The organism is Natronoflexus pectinivorans, from assembly GCF_004345615.1.
Lineage (GTDB): Bacteria > Bacteroidota > Bacteroidia > Bacteroidales > Marinilabiliaceae > Natronoflexus > Natronoflexus pectinivorans.
This window is the reverse complement of the sequence record NZ_SLWK01000010.1, coordinates 55,497-75,510: the sequence shown is the minus strand read 5'-3', so window position 1 is coordinate 75,510 and position 20,014 is coordinate 55,497. Positions and strand designations below refer to the sequence as shown.

Annotated in this window: 15 protein-coding genes; 5 read left to right on the top strand and 10 right to left on the bottom strand. The window is 42.3% G+C overall.

All coding sequences use genetic code 11. The features are described from left to right. Positions 1–45: 45 nt before the first annotated feature. The 6 genes from EV194_RS12625 to EV194_RS12600 form a co-directional block, all read right to left on the bottom strand. Entirely contained in the window at positions 46–1,296 is a 1,251-nt protein-coding gene (locus EV194_RS12625) for a TolC family protein (RefSeq protein WP_132434403.1), read from the bottom strand. A 64-nt stretch (positions 1,297–1,360) separates the two neighbouring features. Beyond that, the gene (locus tag EV194_RS12620; RefSeq protein ID WP_132434402.1) at positions 1,361–4,429 is read right to left on the bottom strand and encodes an efflux RND transporter permease subunit; all 3,069 of its coding nucleotides are present in this window, start codon (positions 4,427–4,429) and stop codon (positions 1,361–1,363) included. A 19-nt stretch (positions 4,430–4,448) separates the two neighbouring features. Then, on the bottom strand, positions 4,449–5,594 hold the full coding sequence (locus tag EV194_RS12615) for an efflux RND transporter periplasmic adaptor subunit (RefSeq protein WP_132434401.1): 1,146 nt from the start codon (positions 5,592–5,594) through the stop codon (positions 4,449–4,451). Positions 5,595–5,740: 146 nt separating this feature from the next. Further along, positions 5,741–7,126, bottom strand: a complete 1,386-nt coding sequence (gene mgtE / locus EV194_RS12610) for a magnesium transporter (protein ID WP_132434400.1) — start codon at positions 7,124–7,126, stop codon at positions 5,741–5,743. A gap of 22 nt (positions 7,127–7,148) precedes the next feature. Beyond that, complete coding sequence (locus EV194_RS12605) at positions 7,149–7,862, bottom strand: MgtC/SapB family protein (protein WP_132434399.1); 714 nt, start codon at positions 7,860–7,862, stop codon at positions 7,149–7,151. A 245-nt stretch (positions 7,863–8,107) separates the two neighbouring features. After that, on the bottom strand, positions 8,108–9,313 hold the full coding sequence (locus tag EV194_RS12600; RefSeq protein WP_243699410.1) for an SGNH/GDSL hydrolase family protein: 1,206 nt from the start codon (positions 9,311–9,313) through the stop codon (positions 8,108–8,110). 189 nt (positions 9,314–9,502) lie between these two features. Between EV194_RS12600 and EV194_RS12595 the strand changes: the two genes are divergently transcribed. Next, positions 9,503–10,270, top strand: a complete 768-nt coding sequence (locus EV194_RS12595) for a class I SAM-dependent methyltransferase (RefSeq protein WP_132434397.1) — start codon at positions 9,503–9,505, stop codon at positions 10,268–10,270. On the opposite strand, the gene EV194_RS12590 is transcribed toward EV194_RS12595, so the two are convergent. Together EV194_RS12590 and EV194_RS12585 are read right to left on the bottom strand one after the other, a co-directional pair. Then, positions 10,254–13,403 (bottom strand): efflux RND transporter permease subunit, encoded by a 3,150-nt coding sequence (locus EV194_RS12590; protein ID WP_132434396.1) that lies wholly within the window; start codon positions 13,401–13,403, stop codon positions 10,254–10,256. The two genes, EV194_RS12595 and EV194_RS12590, sit on opposite strands and share 17 nt — an antisense overlap. A gap of 26 nt (positions 13,404–13,429) precedes the next feature. Next, on the bottom strand, positions 13,430–14,488 hold the full coding sequence (locus tag EV194_RS12585) for an efflux RND transporter periplasmic adaptor subunit (RefSeq protein WP_165921888.1): 1,059 nt from the start codon (positions 14,486–14,488) through the stop codon (positions 13,430–13,432). A 393-nt stretch (positions 14,489–14,881) separates the two neighbouring features. Here EV194_RS12585 and EV194_RS12580 point away from each other — a divergent pair, with 393 nt between their 5' ends. The 4 genes from EV194_RS12580 to EV194_RS12565 are packed head-to-tail and all read left to right on the top strand — an operon-like array spanning position 14,882 to position 18,182. Next, positions 14,882–15,268, top strand: a complete 387-nt coding sequence (locus EV194_RS12580; protein WP_132434394.1) for a hypothetical protein — start codon at positions 14,882–14,884, stop codon at positions 15,266–15,268. Then, the gene (locus EV194_RS12575; RefSeq protein WP_165921887.1) at positions 15,189–16,133 is read left to right on the top strand and encodes a hypothetical protein; all 945 of its coding nucleotides are present in this window, start codon (positions 15,189–15,191) and stop codon (positions 16,131–16,133) included. Before EV194_RS12580 ends, EV194_RS12575 begins: the two co-directional genes overlap by 80 nt. Before the next feature lie 9 nt (positions 16,134–16,142). Then, positions 16,143–16,817: a response regulator transcription factor gene (locus EV194_RS12570; protein WP_132434392.1), complete on the top strand. Its 675-nt coding sequence runs from the start codon at positions 16,143–16,145 to the stop codon at positions 16,815–16,817. A gap of 45 nt (positions 16,818–16,862) precedes the next feature. Next, on the top strand, positions 16,863–18,182 hold the full coding sequence (locus EV194_RS12565) for a sensor histidine kinase (RefSeq protein WP_132434391.1): 1,320 nt from the start codon (positions 16,863–16,865) through the stop codon (positions 18,180–18,182). Here EV194_RS12565 and EV194_RS12560 read toward each other — a convergent pair. Both EV194_RS12560 and EV194_RS12555 read right to left on the bottom strand, forming a co-directional pair. After that, complete coding sequence (locus tag EV194_RS12560; protein WP_132434390.1) at positions 18,179–18,544, bottom strand: response regulator; 366 nt, start codon at positions 18,542–18,544, stop codon at positions 18,179–18,181. The genes EV194_RS12565 and EV194_RS12560 overlap by 4 nt on opposite strands. Before the next feature lie 6 nt (positions 18,545–18,550). After that, a complete protein-coding gene (locus EV194_RS12555; protein WP_132434389.1) occupies positions 18,551–19,966 on the bottom strand; it encodes a GAF domain-containing sensor histidine kinase in 1,416 nt (471 codons plus the stop codon). Positions 19,967–20,014 lie beyond the last annotated feature (48 nt).

The window sequence follows — 20,014 nt, the reverse complement described above, 5'->3', positions numbered from 1 at the left end:
AGGCGATGTAAATTCATACATCGCCTCTTTTTGTTTCTATGATGGTCAAAATGCCAATAGCCACTCACCCGATTCACGGCTGAGTTCAATGATTGAATTGGTGTATTGTGCCTGCGTATCGTAATAGTTGATGTAGGTCTCATTTAAAGCACTCTGAGCTTCTAAAACCTCTAATAGACTGACTTCTCCTCGTTGGTAGCTGAACACAACTGCATCGCGAACTTTCTCTGCATCTGAGAGAATACTTTCATCAAAAAGCAATCGTTTTTGAGAAAGCAGGCGATGGTTATCCCATGCTCTTTTTATGCCGGCCTCTACTTCCAAAATGGTGGCGCTAAGCATGGTTTGTGACTGTTCGTAAGCAACGGTTGCCATTTGGTACTCGCCTCGGTTTAACCCTGAGAACTGAAGAGGGATGATGAGCCCTCCATATGTTGCAGACATGCCCGGCATGGGTGAACGTCCGGTTTCGTTATGATACCCCGCTATAATTGATATGTTTGGCAGGCGTTCGGATCTCGCAAGCCTCATCCCGATTTCAGAGGCTTGAACATATCTTTGAGCAGCTATTACATCGGAGCGTCGGGAAATGGCTTGTTCTCGAAGCCAGGGGTAATCTACCGCAATTTGCCTGGAGACCATTTCGCCTGTAAGCACTAACGAATCGGCCGGGATGCCTCCCATCATGAAGTGGATGCCTGAAAGTATCTCAGATAACTCCATGCGTGCATCAAACAGTTCGGCATGGAAATTTCGTGCTTCCAAACGTGTCTTTATCACGTCAACTTCCCCAATATCGCCGGCTTCGTACAGCGCTTTGTTTACTTCTAATAACTGGTTTAGCTGTTGTAGCGTCAATTCCATGCGCTGCAATTTCTTTTGCTCTGTGAGTAATTCGATAAAGGCTTCTGCCGCTTCAGCCCTTAAGTAACGTAGAAAATCTTCCAGCTCCGCTTCTGCTGCATATTGTTCCATGCGTGCCAATCGTATGCGGTTTCGGCGTTTGCCGAAAAGCTCAATGGGGATTTCCATTTCAAATGCGATGGAGCGAGGCATTTCATCAAACTCATCGCTTCTGAACATGGGAAAAATCATCTCCAGTTCTGGATCCTCAAAAATCCGGGCAGCCGTTACAGCTGCCGTGGCAGCTGTAACTTCATACTGCTCAATAATCAGTTCCAGATTATTGGTTAACACATACTGCATGAATTCATCAAAATTCATCTCCCTTTTTTCCTGAGAATTAGCCAGAAAGAAAGGAAGTATCAGTATGAAAAAGATTGCTCTTATTCTCATCTGTTTATTTTTTTTATAATGGCTGGTTTTCTATTTTGTCTTGTCTATCGGTCTAAAAATCTAGTTACCTTGTAAACCGTTTTTCAACCAGGTAATATATGACCGGCAAAATGATCATGGTCAGAATGGTTGCTGAAATCAAACCGCCCATTACTACTGTAGTCAACGGGCGTTGGATGTCACTTCCCACACCGAAAGCGTAAGCTGCTGGCAGTACACCGAATAAGGTGGTGGTTGCCGTTATTAGCACCGGACGTAAGCGTTGAGTTGCACCCTCAATGACTGATTCTTTCAGTTCATTGCTTCTCTTCTTAACTATTCGGTTGATGTTTGAGATCAGGATGACTCCATTTTGCACCGCCAAACCGGAAAGTGCGATGAAACCCACTGTACTTGCAACGTTTACAGTCATTCCCCTTGTTTGGAGAGCAACCAGTCCGCCGAGAATAGCCAGAGGCAATGATGCCAAAATAATTGATGGATGTCTTACTGTTCCGAATTCAGCGTATAGCAGCAAAAATGTAATTCCAAGAACCATAGCCAGTATTACCAGAGCCCGGCCTTCGGCACGCTCCTTATTCTCAAATAAACCTCCCCATTCTGTGGTGTATAAATCCTGGTCGTATTTTACTCTCTCTTCAATGGCAGCCTGTGCTTCCCTGAAGAAGTGGGAGAAATCACGCCCCCGCAAATTAAGTTTCACGGTTGCGTGTCTGCGATTCATCTCTCTTGATATGGTGCTTTCACCCGTCGTCATTATAATGTTCGCCACCTGCGAAAGGGCTATGGAAGCACCATCGGGAGAGGTCAGCAGCAGGTTCCCGATTTTCTCAGGTGTATTTCGCATATGTTCAGGGTAACGCAGAATGACATCATACCGGCGTTGTCCGAGGAAAATCTCCGATACCGGTTGCCCTCCAATGCCTACCTCAATCAGTTCCGAAATTTGCGATACATTAATCCCAAACCGGGAGGCAGCATCTCTGTCCACCATTATCTGCATTTGCGGCAGTGGTGGCTCCTGGTCGATGGCAAGGTCGACAGCACCCTCAACCGTTTCGAGAACATCAATAATTTCCTCGGCGATTCTGCGGGTTTCCACAAAATCATCGCCAAAAACTTTTACAACCAATTCACTGTGCGCTCCTGCTACTTTGTCGTTTACGCCATCAATCATGGGCTGTGAGAAACCCACAAACATACCCGGAATTTGCTGAAAGCGTTTGTCCATTTCTTCAATCAGTTTGAGCTTGCTTCGCCTCGGATTCCATGTGTTGTATGGATGAAGCACTACCATTGACTCAATATGCGATGGGGTAAACGGATCCGTACCATCATCGTTCCGTCCCAGCTGGGTGACGATGTGCTTTACCTCAGGGAACTCCCGCGCAACCCTTCTAAGTTCGGCTGCCATTTCGGCTCCTTTCTCCATGGAGATCCCTGCAGGCATTTTTACCTGAAGCCAAATTGAACCTTCGTCAATGTAAGGTAAAAACTCTTTCCCAATTCTATTGAAGGTAAAAGCAGTAAGAAGAATGGCAATAATAGCAGGTATGATGGCGTAACGTGGATAGTTCAATAAGAAAGTCATCATCTTATTGTATCTGGCTTTTAGCCATTCCAGTGGTTTGTTCACAAAGACTTTAGATGGATTCCTATAGGACCACAGCATTAACGCGGGAATTACAGCCAGAGAGAACAAGAGAGCTCCGCCTAAAGCATAGGCAACCGTATAGGCCATGGGAATAAAGAATTTTGCTTCGATTCTTTCAAATGCAAAAAGCGGAAGGTGAGCTGCAATGATGATGAGCACCGCGAAAAATATGGGTTTCCCTACCCTGATAGTACTCTCTGCAACACGCTCTTCTGTAAATGTTTCATCCGGATTCTTCTCTCTCCTAGCCTGTAATGCTTCTACTATTACAATGGCAGCATCAACCAGAATCCCAAAGCTAAGTGCTCCTAAGGATAAGAGGTTAGCCGGAATGTCGGTAAGATACATGAGGGCAAAAGAGATTAGCATGGCAAATGGGATTACACAAGCCACAATTAATGCCGATCTGATACTTCCCATAAACAAGAGTAGGATCAATACCACCAGACCGATTCCCTGCAACAGAGTGAATGAAACCGATCGAGTGGTTTGTTGTATGAGTTCGGTGCGGTCGTAGTATGGATCTATCCGTACTCCTTCAGGTAATATTTTATTGTTGAGTTCATCAACCATTTTGTTGACATTGGCCAGAACAGGAGATGGGTCCATGTGTCTGAGCAATACTACAATTCCCTGCACCAGGTCGTCTTCATCGTCGCGTCCCAGCATCCCGTTGCGTTCCATTGCTCCAAGTTTGAGTTCTCCCAGATCACGCAGGAATATTGGAGTTCCATCAATAGACGTAACCACCACATTGCCCAAGTCTTCAAGCGAGCGTACCAGGCCTATTCCTCGAATAACATAGGCTAAATCTCCCCGGTTAACGCGGCCGCCTCCGGCATTTGAGTTGTTGTCCTCAACGGCTTCTATTACATCTTCAAGGGAGAGGCTGTACTTTAGCAGTTTTTCGGGGTCAATTTCGCACTGAAATTGAGTGGTTTCGCCACCGTGGGTTACCACCTCGGCCACACCGAATACCTCGCGCAACTTCGGGATGATGACCCAATCCTGCAACTCCCGCAATTCTCTCTGGGAGTAAATGTCAGAGTGAATGGTATATCTGAAAATCTCCCCCGTTGGACTTGTCAGTGGTTCCAGCTCAGGTTCTGCCCCCTCGGGGAGTTCTGCTTCAATAAGCCTTTCGCGTATGAGCTGACGTGCAAAGTAATCATCAATTCCATCGGCAAATACCAGGGTTATCATGGACAGTCCAAAGGTGCTTTTTGAACGCATAACAACGAGTCCGGGCATTCCGTTAAGAGCCCTTTCAATAGGAATGGTTACTTGCTCCTCAATAGTTTCGGCGGCGTGACCTGGATATTGTGTTACAACCATTGATGTGACATCGGCTATATCTGGGTAGGCATCAATTTCCAGTCTTGTAAATGAGTAGTACCCGAAAATAGCCAGGAATACGAACAGGGCAGCCATAATTCCCCTACGGGACAAGCAAAATCGAATAAAGTTTTCTAGTAGCATAATTCTCTGTTTTTTTCGTTTATGGCAACATCACAGCATTTTGTGTAATTACCATTTCGCCCTCGTTAAGTCCGCTTAGTATGACAATTTTTTCATCGAACATTTGGCCTGTAACCACTTTTCGTTTTTCAAAGGTAAATGGAGCTTGCTCCACATATACATAGCTGTAGTCCCTTCGCTGTAACACGGCTCTGGGGTCAATAACTAAATTTGGAGTTGGGTCAGAAAGCAGTCTTACGGTTGCAAACATGCCGGGCTTGAGTTTGCGATCTTCATTCTCGAACTCAATCCGGACACGTGTAGTGCGGGTTTCCGCATCAAGTATATCGCTAACAAAAAGTACAGTGCCTTCATAAACATCTCCAGGCCACGCTGGGAATCGAGCTTCTGCCAGAGTTCCGGGTTTCACATAACGAATATCTTTTTCCTGAATGCTGGCTGAAACCCATACGTTACTTAAATCCGCAACAATCATCAGAGGTTCTTCCGGTTCAACAATAAACTCACCGGGAGCAACTGCTAAATCAACAACTCGTCCGTTTATTGGTGATCTCACAATGAGAGGTTTGCCCATCTCATCCTCAGATATTCCCAATATCTGCATTTTCATTGTCGCTCCGTTCATTTCACTTTGGGCAATTTCATACTCTGTTCGCGCCTCTTCAAGTTCCCTTAAAGGTGTAATACCTCGTTCATGAAGATCCTCTTTGCGCCGTAAATCTCGTTCTGCCTGATTAAGTGCACTTCGGGCACTTATGAATTCGGTTTGCACCTCAGCTATATCAGGTGAATAGAGTTCGAACAGTGCCTTTCCTGTGGTAACGCTCTGCCCCATATTTACAAATAGCTGAACAATGCGACCTCCAAAAGGAGGGAAAATGTTTGCTCTCTTTGATGGATTAGCTTCCACCGAAGCGGGAGCTGATACCATACTGCGAATGGTGTCCAGAGCTACAGCTTCAATACGGATGCTTTTACGGATGGGGGATTCTTCCGGAATAAAGATATTATCATTAATCCGTTGGTAATGCATGCCAGCAGTTTCCGGTTCAGGTTCTGAGCGAAACTGCGGAATTATGATGGCTAGTACCATCACTAATATGATGCCGCCCAATATAATATTTCGATTTCTGGCGGCCTTTGAGGTGGTTTTTTGTGTTGTCATATTTTTTAAATTTTCAGTTATCAGTGAACAATTTTCAGTTACCAATTATCAACTATAAACCCTGAACCATATACTTTAAACCTAAAACATTGAACTTGAATTTATACTCTATAATTTCTACGTCTTTTTCGTAATTCATCGTTTATCTAACTAAAAAAGAATAATGTTGCTATCCCAAAATATATCAATAATCCGGTAATGTCCACTACCGTCGTAATGGCCGGACTGGCAGCAACAGCCGGGTCTCCTCCCAATCTTTTTACAACCAAAGGAAGTGCTGCTCCGATAATGGTAGCTGTTACCACCTGTAAACTCAAGGCCAGTGAAATGCCTGTTGCCAGATAGAAGAGGCTGAACATTTCCGGTACATCTGTTTCCCAAGAAAGAAAAAGAATCTTTCCGAAAGCAATCAAACCTAAAACCACTGCTAAGAGCAATGATATGCGGGTCTCTTTAAATATTATTGATGCCCAGTTTCGTAACGATATTTGTCCCAGAGCCAAAGCTCTGATGACAACCGTAGCTGCCTGGCTTCCGGTATTTCCTCCGGTATCAGCAACCATTGGCATATAAAGAGCTAATATGATCAGTGCTGACATGGCCTCTTCATAATGGTGAATGATGATTCCCGATATGAGTCCAATAATGGCCAAAGAGGAGAGCCAAACCACCCTTTTTTTGAAATGTCCCCAAACGGTAGTTTGGGAATAATTTAGAATCTCTTTGCCGGGAACAATTCCCATAAATTTCTCCAAGTCCTCTGTATGCTCAGCTCTGATGATTTCAATGGCATCTTCCTGAAGGACTATCCCCAATAACTGATCTCTGTCGTTGATTACCGGAATGGCCACAAGATCATATTTCTCAATTTTTACAGCTACTCTTTCCCGATCTTCATTTACATGTGAAAAGATGTATTCTCTGTGTATGATGCTCGACACCTTTTGATGAGGTTCTGCCAGAATAATGTCTTTCAGGGTTACAAAGCCCAGTAGTTTCATGTCATGGTTTACCACATAAATGTGGTAAACCATTTTTTTTGAAGGTGCATCCTTTCTGACTTTATTAATGGCTTCTTCGCATGTCAATTCCTCGGTAATGGTGGCAAAATCCGTGCTCATGATTCCTCCGGCTGTTTCCGGTGGGTAAGCACTCAGATTTAACACATCTTCGCGTGTTTTTTTAGTCAGATATGGAATGAGTTCTGCCTGTTCCTGTTGAGTGAGGTGCTGAAACATGTCTGCCCTGCTGTCCGAAGGCATGTTTTCAAAGATTACAGTAAAACGTTTTTTGCTGACGTGCTGGAAAAAATCAAGTCTGCGGGACATGTCCAACTCATCGAATATGAGTCCCTGCCTTTCGTTTGTAAAACGACTCAAAACCTCCAGTAAATCTTCATTTCTTAAGCCCTGAAATATTTCCCCAAGCTCAGCGTCCGGCATTTTTCGGAGTATAGGCATCAGAAACTCCCTGTCGAGTTCGCTGCTCGATAGTTGCTCCTGCCATTTGATGATATCTTTAGTTTCCTGCATTGGCCTCTCTTTTTGTGATCCATTAATCTGATTGTCGTTCCATTATTTCCCAACTGACGTAAGTAACGCCATGGAGAATGGTCAGTCTTCCCGCAGCCTTTTCCATTTCCTGATCTTTGTTGGATGTAGCCACAATCTCAGCCTGAATTGCGGCCTTGGTTGGGCTTTCATCGTCAAGGCTCTTGAGTGTTCTTAACTGAAGATCTTCATTCTGATTGATAAATTGCATCATCAGCACCCTGATGTGGTTCTCTACTTCCGCTTTGCACCTTACCTCAAACATATATCGCGTTGATACCTGTTCGTCGTAGCTAAATGGACGGCTTTCAAGTTTCCGTCCAAGTGGGCGCAGCATCAGATGGGTTCCTACTATTGCCGTAGCAGATATCATGGATTCAAAAATCAACCCTGCGCCGGCAAGTGATCCTACTGCGGCTGAACACCAGATTGTAGCTGCTGTATTCAGACCTTTTACATTAAATCCATCTTTCATTATCACTCCGGCACCAAGAAAGCCAATACCGGTAACAATCTGTCCGGCAACCCTTGATGGATCAGCTGTTTCGGTGGATGAAGTTAGTGCTGCAGAAAGCAGTACGAAAATTGCAGCACCCGTACTAACCAGTGTATTGGTGCGAAGCCCGGCACTTCGTTGACGATATTGACGTTCAAATCCGATTACTGCTCCCAATAATACTGCAATCATTAATCTTGCTACAAATTCCATGTAAGTCATTCCGCACCTCCTTTCCAGCTAAGTTTTTATTTTCGGCTACAAAGCTACGATGCTGGAATGCTTTAGACCGTTAGAGAGTCTTTAGAGAATTATTAGAATTTTATTAGAAAACGATGTACTTATGTATATTTCTATTGTAAGAATCTTTTAAAAGGAAAGATTTTGATATAAAAGAAATGCCATCCGAATTGTCGGATGGCATTTTTATGTAATTTCCTTATGATTGAAGTTCTCGGTAGAAGGTTTTAATTAAACAGAGATAGGTCGATAACTTCACCCATTCTTTGGTAACCTGCTTCATTAGGATGCAGAAAATCACCATCGTGCATGTCTGATAATATCATTACAGGATTATCGGACTCCCTCATTTCCTTATCAAAATCAATCACTGCATCAAATCGTCCGCTGTTTCTTATCCAGTCATTGACCTTGTTTCTTGCTGTCTCTCTGTAATCTTCATAATAGAAAGACTCTCCGAAAGGAAGTATGGTAGCTCCGTATACTTTTATGTTTTTTTCATGTGCTTTGACTATCATGGAGTCGTATGCCTTAATAAGTTCATCTGCAACTTTTGAGGCAATTGTGCTGTCGGGTGTTTGTCCCAAATCATTCACCCCGGCCAAAATAATCAACCAGCGAACTCCACTCTGTTGGAGCACATCTCTTTCAAAACGGTCAAGCATGGATGGACCAAGACAAGGACGTAAAACACAATTCCCTCCAATTCCCTGGTTTAAAACTCCTATGTTTTTGGTGGCTTCATTGTTTAGTAGTCTTTCCGATAATATATCCGGCCATCTGTTTTGTTTGTTTGTTCCGGAGCCCCGACCATCGGTAATAGAATTTCCTAAAGTAACAATTGAGCCTGCACTCTCAGGAGCTTTTACTTCAATATTGTTGATAACATACCAGCGGTCAGCTTTAACCGGTTCATCAAAGATGGCTGCCGAAACCTGGTTTCCAACAGCAAGGAAGGACGTGGTTCGAGACCCGGGATGGCCGGTAACATCAGGAGAGGTTTCTCCAAAAGCGATGGTAATGGCTAAATCCATTCGAGGTGAGAGGTTAAAAGCTACCGGATCCGAAGTAATGGCGGTTCCGGGTTGCATGGTTATCTTTTTGTTGTTGTTAAAGGTCAGTTTCTTTATGGTCTCTGCGTCAATTTCATGTCCACCTTTCGATACCGCAATCTGAACATTCTCCATGGTAACCGGACTGGTGCTGAACTCATTTGAGAATCTGATTCTCAGACTGTCACCTCCAATTGAAACCCTGGCAATTTGCCTGAGCGTATTATTGGTAAGTCCCGGCTCTGGTGGCATATTATGTGGTTCAACAAGCTGAGGAGCAGTAACCCACGTCCCAACCCATTTTTCGTTAGACGATTTTTCTGTGCAGCCTGAAAAAACTATTAAAAAGAATAGAAAACCCGGAAATAAGCAAGTTCTCATCTTTAACTTTATAAATTTCATTAAATAGAATCTGTAATCAGTCATTTTGTATTTTTGTTTAAGTGGTTACCATTAAAATTATAATATTCGACTAAAATATTAATTATCTTTGTTATATACTTTAATATGATGAGAGTTTCTTTTTAGCTTTTTATTTATTCTGAATAGATGCCCATAATTTAACCGCCTATGAAACCCAAAAAATGGTACGAAACCCTTTTTGAGAATTATTCTCAAAAATATGACAAGGAAATATTTACCCAGGGAACTATGGGAGAGTGCGATTTTATTGAGAAAGAACTCAATTACAATAAATCTCTCAAAATACTTGATGTTGGATGTGGTACAGGTCGTCATACCATTGAACTAACAAAAAGGGGATATCAGGTTACGGGTATTGATTTGTCAGAATCGCAACTGCAAAGAGCCCGCGAAAAATCCAAAGAGAACAATCTTGAGATTGAGTTTTTAAGGCATGATGCCCGAAATTTGCCGTTTGAAAAACAGTTTGACGCGGCCATTATGATGTGCGAAGGAGGTTTTCCTTTAATGGAAACCGACGAAATGAATTTTGAGATACTTCAAAATGTCTCAAAATCCTTAAAGGATAAATCAAAGCTTATATTTACAACTCTCAACGGATTATTTCCGTTGTTTCATTCAATCAACGATTTTCATGAAAATGACAGCGTTGGTGATGGAGCTACATACGACAGCAAATCCTTTGATTTAATGACTTTCAGGGATTTTAATATTACAAAAGTGGTGGATGACAATGGAGTAGAGAAGGAACTGGAATGCAACGAACGTTACTATGTTCCAAGTGAAATTACCTGGTTGTTGAAAACCTGTGGGTTTTCAACAATAGAGATATTTGGTGCCAAATTGGGTGCATTCTCTCGTGATGACAAACTATCAACCAATGATTTTGAAATGTTGGTCATCGCTGAGAAGTGAAAATTCGTTTTAGGTAAATTTTAAAATCATCCACAATCACATAAATTCCCGGTAGCAGCAACAAAGTCATCAGGGTGCCAAAAGTTAATCCTCCAATGATGGCAAGAGCCAGTGGCTGAAGCAACTCTGAACCTTCTCCAATGGCAAGCCCCAGTGGCAGCATACCCAATACGGTTGTTAATGTGGTCATGATTATTGGTCGAAGCCTGGTGCTGCCTGCCTCGGTAACCGCTTCTTTTGCTGTTTTTTGAGCGTCAGACCTAAAGTTATCCGCAAATTCAACCAGAAGGATTCCGTTGTTTATTACTATCCCGACCAGGAAAATAACTCCCAATAATACCGGTGCACTCAACGCCGTATTGGTTAACCACAGAATTAACGCAACTCCGATGAAGGCAAATGGAAGTGTTGCTATTATGACAAGGGGACTGGTAAGTTTTTCATACTGTACTGCCATCACCACCAAAACAAAGAATATGGCTAGAATAATGGCCAGCCTGAGTGATTGGTTGGTTTCTGCAATGGACTCTGCAGCGCCTCCATAAACGATTCCATACCCATCGGGGATGTCAAAACCTGCCATGGCTTCACGAATCCGGTTATTGACTTCGCCTACGGTGGCTATGTCTTGATTCACTGTAATGTTAACGCGAACGATTCTCACCTGATTCAATCTCTCAATGTGCGCTGGTGACATAACCGTTTCAAATCCTGCAATGCTTCCAAGGTTGAAATATCGGCCATCGGCAGCAATCATCGGTACATTTGCAAGATTTCTCACTGAGCCCGTAACTTCGCGTGGCATTCTCACTCTGATGTTGTACTCAAAACCTCCTGTAACATACTTTGTTGGTACAAAACCATCAATTGCAGTTCGCAACGCTTGTCCGGCTTCGCCCACAGAAATACCCAAATCAGATGCCCGTTCATCATCCAGCCTGATAATTAGTTGGGGAATTCTCTCTTCCCTTCCAATCTGTACACTACCAACGCCTTCAATGTTTTGCACCCGGGACAATATCCTGCGTGCGGTTGATTCCAATTCATTCAGCTCTTCTCCGGTTATGCCTATGGTAATGTCATCGTCTGCCAGAGAGGTCTGAAGTCCTTCAATTCGCGGTCCCCGAATACGTTTTTGAATGAGAGGCAATCCCAAATTATCAATTTCTTTAGAAAAAGCCGAGACCCATCTTTCGGCAGTATAGCCTCTACGTTGGGATGATGGAGTCAGTTGTACCACCATATCAATCATTCCACCCCGAATTGAAAGCTGTCCGCCCCGAAAGTACCCACCCGAAGTAAAATACCAGGTTTCCACATGCGGCATTTCTGAAATGGCTTCTTCAATTAAAATGCCTGCCTCATAAGTTGGCTCAGGCGATGTTCCTAAAGGTAAAACAAATCGCATGGTTATTCGCCCATCGTCCACCGGAGGGAAGAAATCTGTGCCCCTGTTTTGCAAAGCAAAAACACTCCCGATTAACAACAAAAGCGATAAACCCAGAATCGGATACCGGTAAGCAATGGCCTTGGGAATGATGCTCCGGTATCGACCGGACAATTTTTCCATTCCGGATTGAAAGAAAGTAAAGGATGATTTTTTATCTGAGGTTTTTAGTTTGGAGAACAAAACAGCTAATGTAGGAACCAATGTCAGTGCCACAAGTAGTGATGCTATTATGGCAAATGAGATGGTTAAAATAAGTTCCTGGAAAATCATGGCAGCCATTCCTGTCACGAACAGGAATGGCAGTACTGCTGCCAGATTGGTCATGGTTCCGGCAATTACCGCTGAAAAAACTTCGTTTGACCCTTCACTTGCAGACTCAATGGCATCTTTTTTTAATTGCTCCTGATGCCGGAATATGTTTTCAAGAATGACCAATCCGTTATCAATCAATAATCCCACGCCTAAAGCCAGTCCTCCCAAACTCATAACATTCAGAGTCAGGTTACCCGCATACATCATCAGGAATGCAGCAAAAATTACAACAGGCAGTGTTAAGCCGATGATGATTGATTTTCTGAAACTGCCCAGAAATAGCAAAATGACCAGCATGGCTAAAAGGCCTCCGGCAACTGCTGCTGTGGCCACGGAACGGATGGAAGCCCGAATGAAAAAAGACTGGTCACGAATGGATTCAAACTCTACTCCGGGGGGAATAAATCCTGAAGAATGCAGTTCCTGCAGGCGATTTTCCAGTTCTTCAATTACTTGTACAGTGTTGGCTTCAGGTTGCTTCATAATGGTGACCTGAACTGCTTCTAGCCCTTTAAACCTTGCAAACAGCCTCTGCTCACGATGGCTATCTGAAACTTCAGCCACGTCTGATAAACGGATATATTGACTGCTGCCGGGTAGCTTTATAATGGTGTTGGCAACCTGAGTAGCATTCTGGTAGCGGCTTTCGGTTCTTGCCAAAACATCGTATTCGCTTCCGGTTATGTTTCCTGATGCAATGTCAACATTCCGCTGAGCCAATGTCTGACTAATCATTTCAAGAGTTAATCCGTACGAACGCATTCGTTCGGGATTAACCACCACATCAATTTCTCTCTCTTTACCACCTGCTACTTCTATGGCACCGGTTCCGGGAACCACCAAAAGCTGTGGAACCAGCCGTTGGTCAATCCAGTCGCGAAGTTCGATGGGGGACATTACCGTGGCACTAAAAGCCAGTTCAAAAACCGGCTGCTGCGACGGATCCATCTTCATTAAACGGGGAGGATCAATGCCCATTGGCAATTCAGCTCTTGCACGTTCCAACTGACGTGCAGCATCCTGAAGTGCCAAATCAATGTTGGTTCCCACCTCAAAATACATCTCAATATAACTTCTTCCTTCTGATGCCCGTCCGTGTATCTCTGCCAGATTTTCTGTTGCTGCCAAATTGCGTTCTAGCACTCTGGTTACCTGCTCTTCTATAACTTCAGGTGTGACTCCCGGATAGTTCACCACCACGCGTATATGCGGGTAATCTGCATCAGGAAGCAAACTCACCGGCAAACGGTTAAGAAACAGTAATCCTAAAACAATAACCACCGATGTTAATGCCAGTGTTGCTATCGGACGTTTTATGGATAGCACCGAAAGTGATGATTTTATATGATTTGCTGATTCTGTTTTCTTCATGAAGTTTTAGTTGTCATGTTTTCATTTTACTCTCTGAATCCATACCTTCTGAAATTACCTGTGACATTTACTTTCATGCCGTCCTCCAGAGAATCCAGATTACCTGCAACAATTTTTTGCCCGGGTTGAATCCCACCGGTAATTTCTATCCATCCATCTCTTTCAATGCCTGTAGTTACTTTGGTGCGGGTTAATGTTTGGTTCTCATCAATCACAAATACCATTGCCTCATCGTTATCATAATCAATTCCTTCTGATGGTACAGCTACGGCATTGGCTCGCTCATCTGTGGTGAAATAAACACGGGTCAGGTAGCCGGGACGGATGGGGAAATCTGTCTGACTTTGGTCAATTTCAACTTCCACTGTAAATAACCGGGTGATTTGGTCAGCTGCGGGAAATATTCTTCTTATGGTGCCGGTGAATCTTTCTTCACCAAATACATCAAAAGTGAGAGCCACTTCCTGTCCTTTAGCAAGATGAACTACATCCAGCTCTGATACTCCCGGACGTGCGACCAACAGGTTGTGGTCTTCGATGGTATAAATGCGTTGATTTTCAGAAACGTTGGTCCCCGGTTCTGCAAGCTTTGCTGCGACAACGGCGTCCATTTGTGCATGCATTTTACCAAAAGAGACTTCCGCTTCCCAGAAATCAACTTCGCTTTCAGCGGCTTCCATTGTTCGGTTTGCCTGTTCAAATTGCTCTTCACTAATGGCTTCTCCCTTAAATAAAACTTTAGAACGCTCAAAATGTCGTTGAGCTTCCAATAGAGCAGAACGAGCATTGCGAAGTTGTGCTTCCTGCTTGCGTACATCCAGTCGAAACAACATATCCCCTTTTTTTACCAAGTCTCCTTCCTCAAAAGGCAATTCCGTTATAAGGCCTGAAGTTCGAGTCGTAATATAAACACGCTTATAGGCAATAACAGGTGCAGTTACGACCCTTACCGATGACATGTCTCGCTCCTGAACTTCGCTCACTACCACGTTTGTTCTTCTTTCATTGTTGCTTGAGCCGGATTTTTGTTGGCATGATGCCAACAAAACTGAGATTCCAATAAGGATTAATGTTTTGTATATCATGTTCATTATTTTAAAACTAAAGCATTCAATTTTCAACATTCCAGAAATATTAAATATCTGTTATTGCTGAAACATTGTGTCGACTTCTTTATAATAATCTCAATTAGGATAGCGGTTGATTTATTAACTTTATGAATTGAAACGATTTAAAGTTAGTTAAATACAAGCATAAAAACAAATATATAAATAAGTATATTTGTGTGGTTTTCTTTTTACGAGGGTAACAAAAACTATGGGGTATTAGTTCGGATAAGCTCTGGATTATGCAGGTATTCTATACAATATAATGTGTGAGGGATGTACTTTTTTTATAATCAAACAGTAGATTTTCATGATTCCTTCATAAATTGTGAAGCATATTTGTATTAGGAGTATCAACAAACAGGTATAGGTATGAAGTATAGGTATGAAATATGGGGGGTGCTCGTTTTCCTGTTTCTAATTTGCGCAGCTTTCAGTCTCACTGCACAGGAGCAAGAGAGCGGTCGTGAAACCAAAGAGCGCACAGAGAACCAGGAGAGGGAACGAGATAATGGGGAAGAGCGAACCATTACGGAAGAGCAACCAGAGAGGGAGACCAGGTTGGAACGGGAAGATAGAAACCAGTCATCCGGCAAAGAGGTGAAGGAGGTAAAGGGAGCACGTCCTGATATCAGCAGGGAGCGCAGGGGTGCTCGTCCGGAAATTGAGCGTCCATCAGGTGCTGGTCGTCCCGCAGGAGCAGGACGCCCCGAAGGAGTTGGCAGACCTGACCGGCCAAATCGCCCGGGAAGAAGGTAAACATTTATCATTTATCTGGAGAATGAGGGTTAAACTTTTAATGGTTACCGGAATGTTGATGTTTATGAGCACCATAAACGGCATGTTGCCGGTTAGCAATAATAATTCTGATACTGTTTCAACTGCCTCGTCGAAACATGCACTTTACGCGGGTGTAGGTTATGGCAGCGATATGCTCTACAGCGGATATTCTCTTTCCGGTAGTCAGCCATTTTACTCAATGGATATAATGTACAGCTACAATCGGAAATGGTCACTCGCTTTTATGGCCTACAATCTGGACGGCCAATCTCCTGCCGTCACATTTTATGACATGGCAATTGGGTATCGGCATGTTTTCAATTCATGGTTCGATGTAAGAGCATCCTTGGCCAATTATTTTACTGCAAAATCAGCTCAGGAAGAGTATTTCGGAAATTTTTCCTATTTGAGTGTTTCAACGGGTTTCGATTGGCGCATTTTATACACTCGCACCATCTACAGCACCATTCTTAACAGGTCGGGAGGAAGTTACTTCCAAATTAAAAACAGTCACTACTTCTCAACGCCGGATTTTTTCGATGGCAAGGCGTTTGTGGATTTTAATCCGGCTTTTAATTTTGTTTTTGGCGACAGATATAAGTTATACACATCCACCACCAGAACAGTCATCCCAGGGGTTGGAAACTTGGAACAAACCATAGAAGAAATAGACACTTCATTTGGTCTGATGGATTTGGAACTGAGTGTACCCATTTCGTTTAATTATGGCAATGTCACATTCGAAGCAGAACCGCTTTACTATTATCCATTTCATAAAGATCCCGATTTTCCTTCACAAAAGGGATTCTTTTTTTTCGTAAATTTATATTTCAGGATATTTTAAACAACTCAAATGAATGCACTAATAGTAGAGGATGAAGTGAGCCTTGCTACAGAAATTGTTGATTTTCTGCGCAAAGAGAACTACATCTGCGATGTAGTTCATTCGGGTCTGGAGGCTTCTGAAATGATTGCTGTCAATCTTTACGATTTTGTGCTGTTGGATTTGGGTTTACCCGATTATGAAGGACTAGATTTAATTGATGAAATCAAAAACTCTGAGAGTGATGCAGCCATCATAGTCATTACGGCCAGGGGAGATATAGATGACAGGGTAAAAGGATTGAATTTGGGAGCTGACGACTATTTGGCCAAACCTTTTGCTTTGGTAGAACTGCTTTCACGAATGAAAGCAGTTGGCCGGCGAAAGTTTAAGCTGGAATCTCCCCTTATCCATTTCGGAGAGTTTGAAATGGATATGAATGCACGCATACTGAAATGTGGACAAAATGAAGTTGATATCACCAAAAAACAGTTTGATTTGCTTCAATATCTGGTTCTGAACCGAAATAAAGCACTTTCGCGAATTCAATTGTACGAACACATTTGGGGTAATATTCTTGACGACCAGTACGACAGCAACTTCATTGATGTACACATTAAGAATTTGCGTAAAAAGCTGGTCGGATATGCTCCCGTAGATTGGCTTGTTACTGTTCGGGGAGTCGGTTATAAAGCTGAATTTTGATATGGCTTTAAAACCCAAAATCCAACCCAAAAAACGTTGCAGATTATGAAGCTTCGACATAAACTAACACTTGCCAGTCTCCTCTTTAAACTTTTGTTTGTTGTCATATTTTTGGCAGCAACGCCTTACTTGTCGCAACTCATCAACTTAGTACAAACAGATAATGAGCTGATTGAGAAACGTGAAATGGTAATTGACCTCATTTCAGAGTATGGTGTTGTTCCATTTGTTGGAGAATCCCGCGAAGGCGATTTTGGCAGTTACAATATTTTAAAAGAGGAGTTTATTAGCCTGGAGCAGGTTGATTTGGATGAATACTGGAATTTTATCGAAGTTTCGGAACGACTCATAGAAAGTCAGGTAATTGAGTACCGTGTACTCAATTACTCATTCCTTGTAGATGGTGAAATGTATCTGCTGGAAATTGGTAAAAGTTTGTCAAGTATTGCCGATGCTGAAAGAAACATTCGCCTGCTTACCCTGTTTTTTCTTGCACTCTTTGTAGTTTTATCTGTTGCTTTTGAGTTTTCTTATACATCATATTTACTCAGGCCTCTCACAAAAATCACCAGTAAACTCACAAAAACATCAGAACCACACCTGTACGACAAATCTGTTATTAAAACCTCTACAGATGATTTTTCCTCTCTTGACCAAACTTTAACATCATTAATGGGAAAAATGAATCAACTGCTAAAGAAGGAGAAAGAGATAACTCAAAACATTTCTCATGAATTGCTTACGCCGGTATCTGTATTGCGTGGAAAGTTGGAGAATTTATTGATAAATGAAAACTTGAGTGGAGAATCTGCTCAAAAAATTGAAGAAACGTTAATGACACTTCATCGGCTAAAAAGCATGGTCAATTCACTTTTGCTCATTGCCCGGGTGGAAAGTCGCCACTATCTAAAGCAGGAACGGTTTACTGTTAGCGAGGTTCTAAAGGAAGTTATTGAAGAACTGGAGCCAATGGCTAATGATAAAGAGATTGAAATAATCCATCGATTTGCCGATGATTTTCATTTCGACGTAGCCAACCATTCGCTAATGTTTTCTATGTTTTTTAATGTGGTAAACAATGCCATAAGGCATTCAGAAAATACCACCTGTATAGAAATTAAGTCGGAGAAACGGGATAAACTTTTTATGGTTCACATTATAGACGACGGCTCTGGTATTTCCCCCGAAATTCAAAAGTCTCTATTTGAAAGGTTTCGCAAAAAGCAATCCGCAACCACAGGTGGTTCCGGAATTGGTTTAGCCATTACAAAATCCATCGCTGATTTTCATGAAATCGACTTAGTTGTTAGCTCTGAGCAAGGAAAAGGAACCCGGTTTACATTCACATGGCCTGTGAAGGTTTAAACCACTTCATAAATTGCACCTTCAATTTCCTTCATGTTGAAAGGTTTCATAAAATATTTCAATATGATTTTCTTTTCAAGAGCTTCACGAATTTCAGGCGTAATATCGAACCCTGTTAATATAAAATATTTCTTATCAGAAAATTTTTCTCTAGCCTTGTCGATGAATTGAAGTCCGTTCATTTCAGGCATTCGCATGTCGCTGATAACAACTTTTATATCCGGGTTTTTATCCAATAAATCCAATCCGGCAAAAGCGTCTTGGCCTGTAACCACATCAAATTTCTTTGAGAAGTTCATTTCGAACAGGAGAACATTCAAGTGTTCGTCATCAACATATAAAACTTTTATTTTTTCGCTCATCCTATTTTATCTTAATGGTAATAATACTTGTACTTTGGTGCCCTTTCCGGGTTCTGATTCAAATTTTAATTGCCCTTTATGTTCTTTTATGATGTTGTAACTAATAGATAAACCCAATCCGGTACCTTTGCCCGGAGCTTTTGTTGTAAAAAACGGGTCGGTAATTTTGTGGATGATGTTTGCATCAATCCCTGACCCGCTGTCTTCTATCTCAATAACAGCAAACTTTTCCCCACGGGGAAAAGTTTTTATGGTGATTTTCCCTTCGTTGTCAATGGCATGAACTGAATTTAATAAAAGATTCATAAACAGCTGGTGAATTTTTCCAACATTACCCATGGTTTTTAATCCTGTTGAGAAATCCTTCTCCACCGTGATTTTATCTTTAATCTGGTTGTTCATCATAATCAGGCAATTTTCCAGTATAGTTGATATTTGGCACTCTTCGTTAAAATCGGGGTTGTAGCGGCTAAATTGGTTCAGTCCCCTTACAATGTTTGAGATGCGCTCAACACCTGTTTGTATGCTCTCAACAAGAAGTTTCAGCTCTTCATCATCTTTGTGAGCCTCCTTTTCGAGATAGTTCTCAAGTCCTAAACTAGCTCCTGTTAGGAAATTTAAAGGGTTGTTGATTTCATGAGCCACCCCGGCTGTAAGCGTCCCAAGCGATGCCATCTTTTCCGACTGTATCAGTTGTGATTGTGCATCCTTAAGGTTTTGAAGAGCTGTTTTAAGTTCTTCATTTTGGTTGTTGATGATCTCATTTTTTTCAAAGAGGTCTTCGTTGGCTGCCATAAGCTCTTCTATGGCTGTGTCAAGACTGTTTGTTTTCTCCTGAACGAGATCTTCCAGATGGTTTTTGTACTTTTTTAAATCGTCAACCAATAGTGCGTTGTGAATGGATACTGCCAGCTGATTAGCCACGGTTTGTCCCAGACTAATCTGGTGTTCAGAAAATTTAAGCGTTTGGTTACAGGTTCCAAGAATCAGCACTCCAAGTACATCTCCTTTTTGCACAAAGGGGAAGTAGAGCAGGCTTTTTAAATTTCGTATTTCTATTACTGCTCTTTCCGCTTCCGATAGTTGAGCCAGTGATGTGTCTTCAACCACATGGGGTGATTTTTGTTGAATAGGTTTCACAATGTGAGGGTGTTCATCCACCTTAGCTCGTCTGAGAAAATCAGGCATGTTTTTATCCAAAGCGGGAGTTGTAGCTCCCAGATACAAATCAGTTCCGTTTTGAAGAAGGTATATGGCAGCCGATTCAATGCCCAATAATTCGGCCATTCCATCGCTTATAATCTGTAATATCTCCTGATAATCCAGGGTGCTGATAATGCTCTGACTTATTTTTATTAAGGCATTTATTTCTTGTGAGCTTTGAGGGGAGCTATTATGTGTTTCATTTTCAGGATTACTCATAATGTTGTTGTTCAGGAATAGGCGATGAATTGATTTTACAAAATATCT

Bases quoted from the DNA above. Each gene is read 5' to 3' on its own strand.
- EV194_RS12625 (WP_132434403.1), bottom strand. From the start codon at position 1,296: ATGAGAATAAGAGCAATCTTTTTCATACTGATACTTCCTTTCTTTCTG.
- EV194_RS12620 (WP_132434402.1), bottom strand. From the start codon at position 4,429: ATGCTACTAGAAAACTTTATTCGATTTTGCTTGTCCCGTAGGGGAATT.
- EV194_RS12615 (WP_132434401.1), bottom strand. From the start codon at position 5,594: ATGACAACACAAAAAACCACCTCAAAGGCCGCCAGAAATCGAAATATT.
- mgtE (WP_132434400.1), bottom strand. From the start codon at position 7,126: ATGCAGGAAACTAAAGATATCATCAAATGGCAGGAGCAACTATCGAGC.
- EV194_RS12605 (WP_132434399.1), bottom strand. From the start codon at position 7,862: ATGACTTACATGGAATTTGTAGCAAGATTAATGATTGCAGTATTATTG.
- EV194_RS12600 (WP_243699410.1), bottom strand. From the start codon at position 9,313: ATGAGAACTTGCTTATTTCCGGGTTTTCTATTCTTTTTAATAGTTTTT.
- EV194_RS12595 (WP_132434397.1), top strand. From the start codon at position 9,503: ATGAAACCCAAAAAATGGTACGAAACCCTTTTTGAGAATTATTCTCAA.
- EV194_RS12590 (WP_132434396.1), bottom strand. From the start codon at position 13,403: ATGAAGAAAACAGAATCAGCAAATCATATAAAATCATCACTTTCGGTG.
- EV194_RS12585 (WP_165921888.1), bottom strand. From the start codon at position 14,488: ATGATATACAAAACATTAATCCTTATTGGAATCTCAGTTTTGTTGGCA.
- EV194_RS12580 (WP_132434394.1), top strand. From the start codon at position 14,882: ATGAAGTATAGGTATGAAATATGGGGGGTGCTCGTTTTCCTGTTTCTA.
- EV194_RS12570 (WP_132434392.1), top strand. From the start codon at position 16,143: ATGAATGCACTAATAGTAGAGGATGAAGTGAGCCTTGCTACAGAAATT.
- EV194_RS12565 (WP_132434391.1), top strand. From the start codon at position 16,863: ATGAAGCTTCGACATAAACTAACACTTGCCAGTCTCCTCTTTAAACTT.
- EV194_RS12560 (WP_132434390.1), bottom strand. From the start codon at position 18,544: ATGAGCGAAAAAATAAAAGTTTTATATGTTGATGACGAACACTTGAAT.
- EV194_RS12555 (WP_132434389.1), bottom strand. From the start codon at position 19,966: ATGAGTAATCCTGAAAATGAAACACATAATAGCTCCCCTCAAAGCTCA.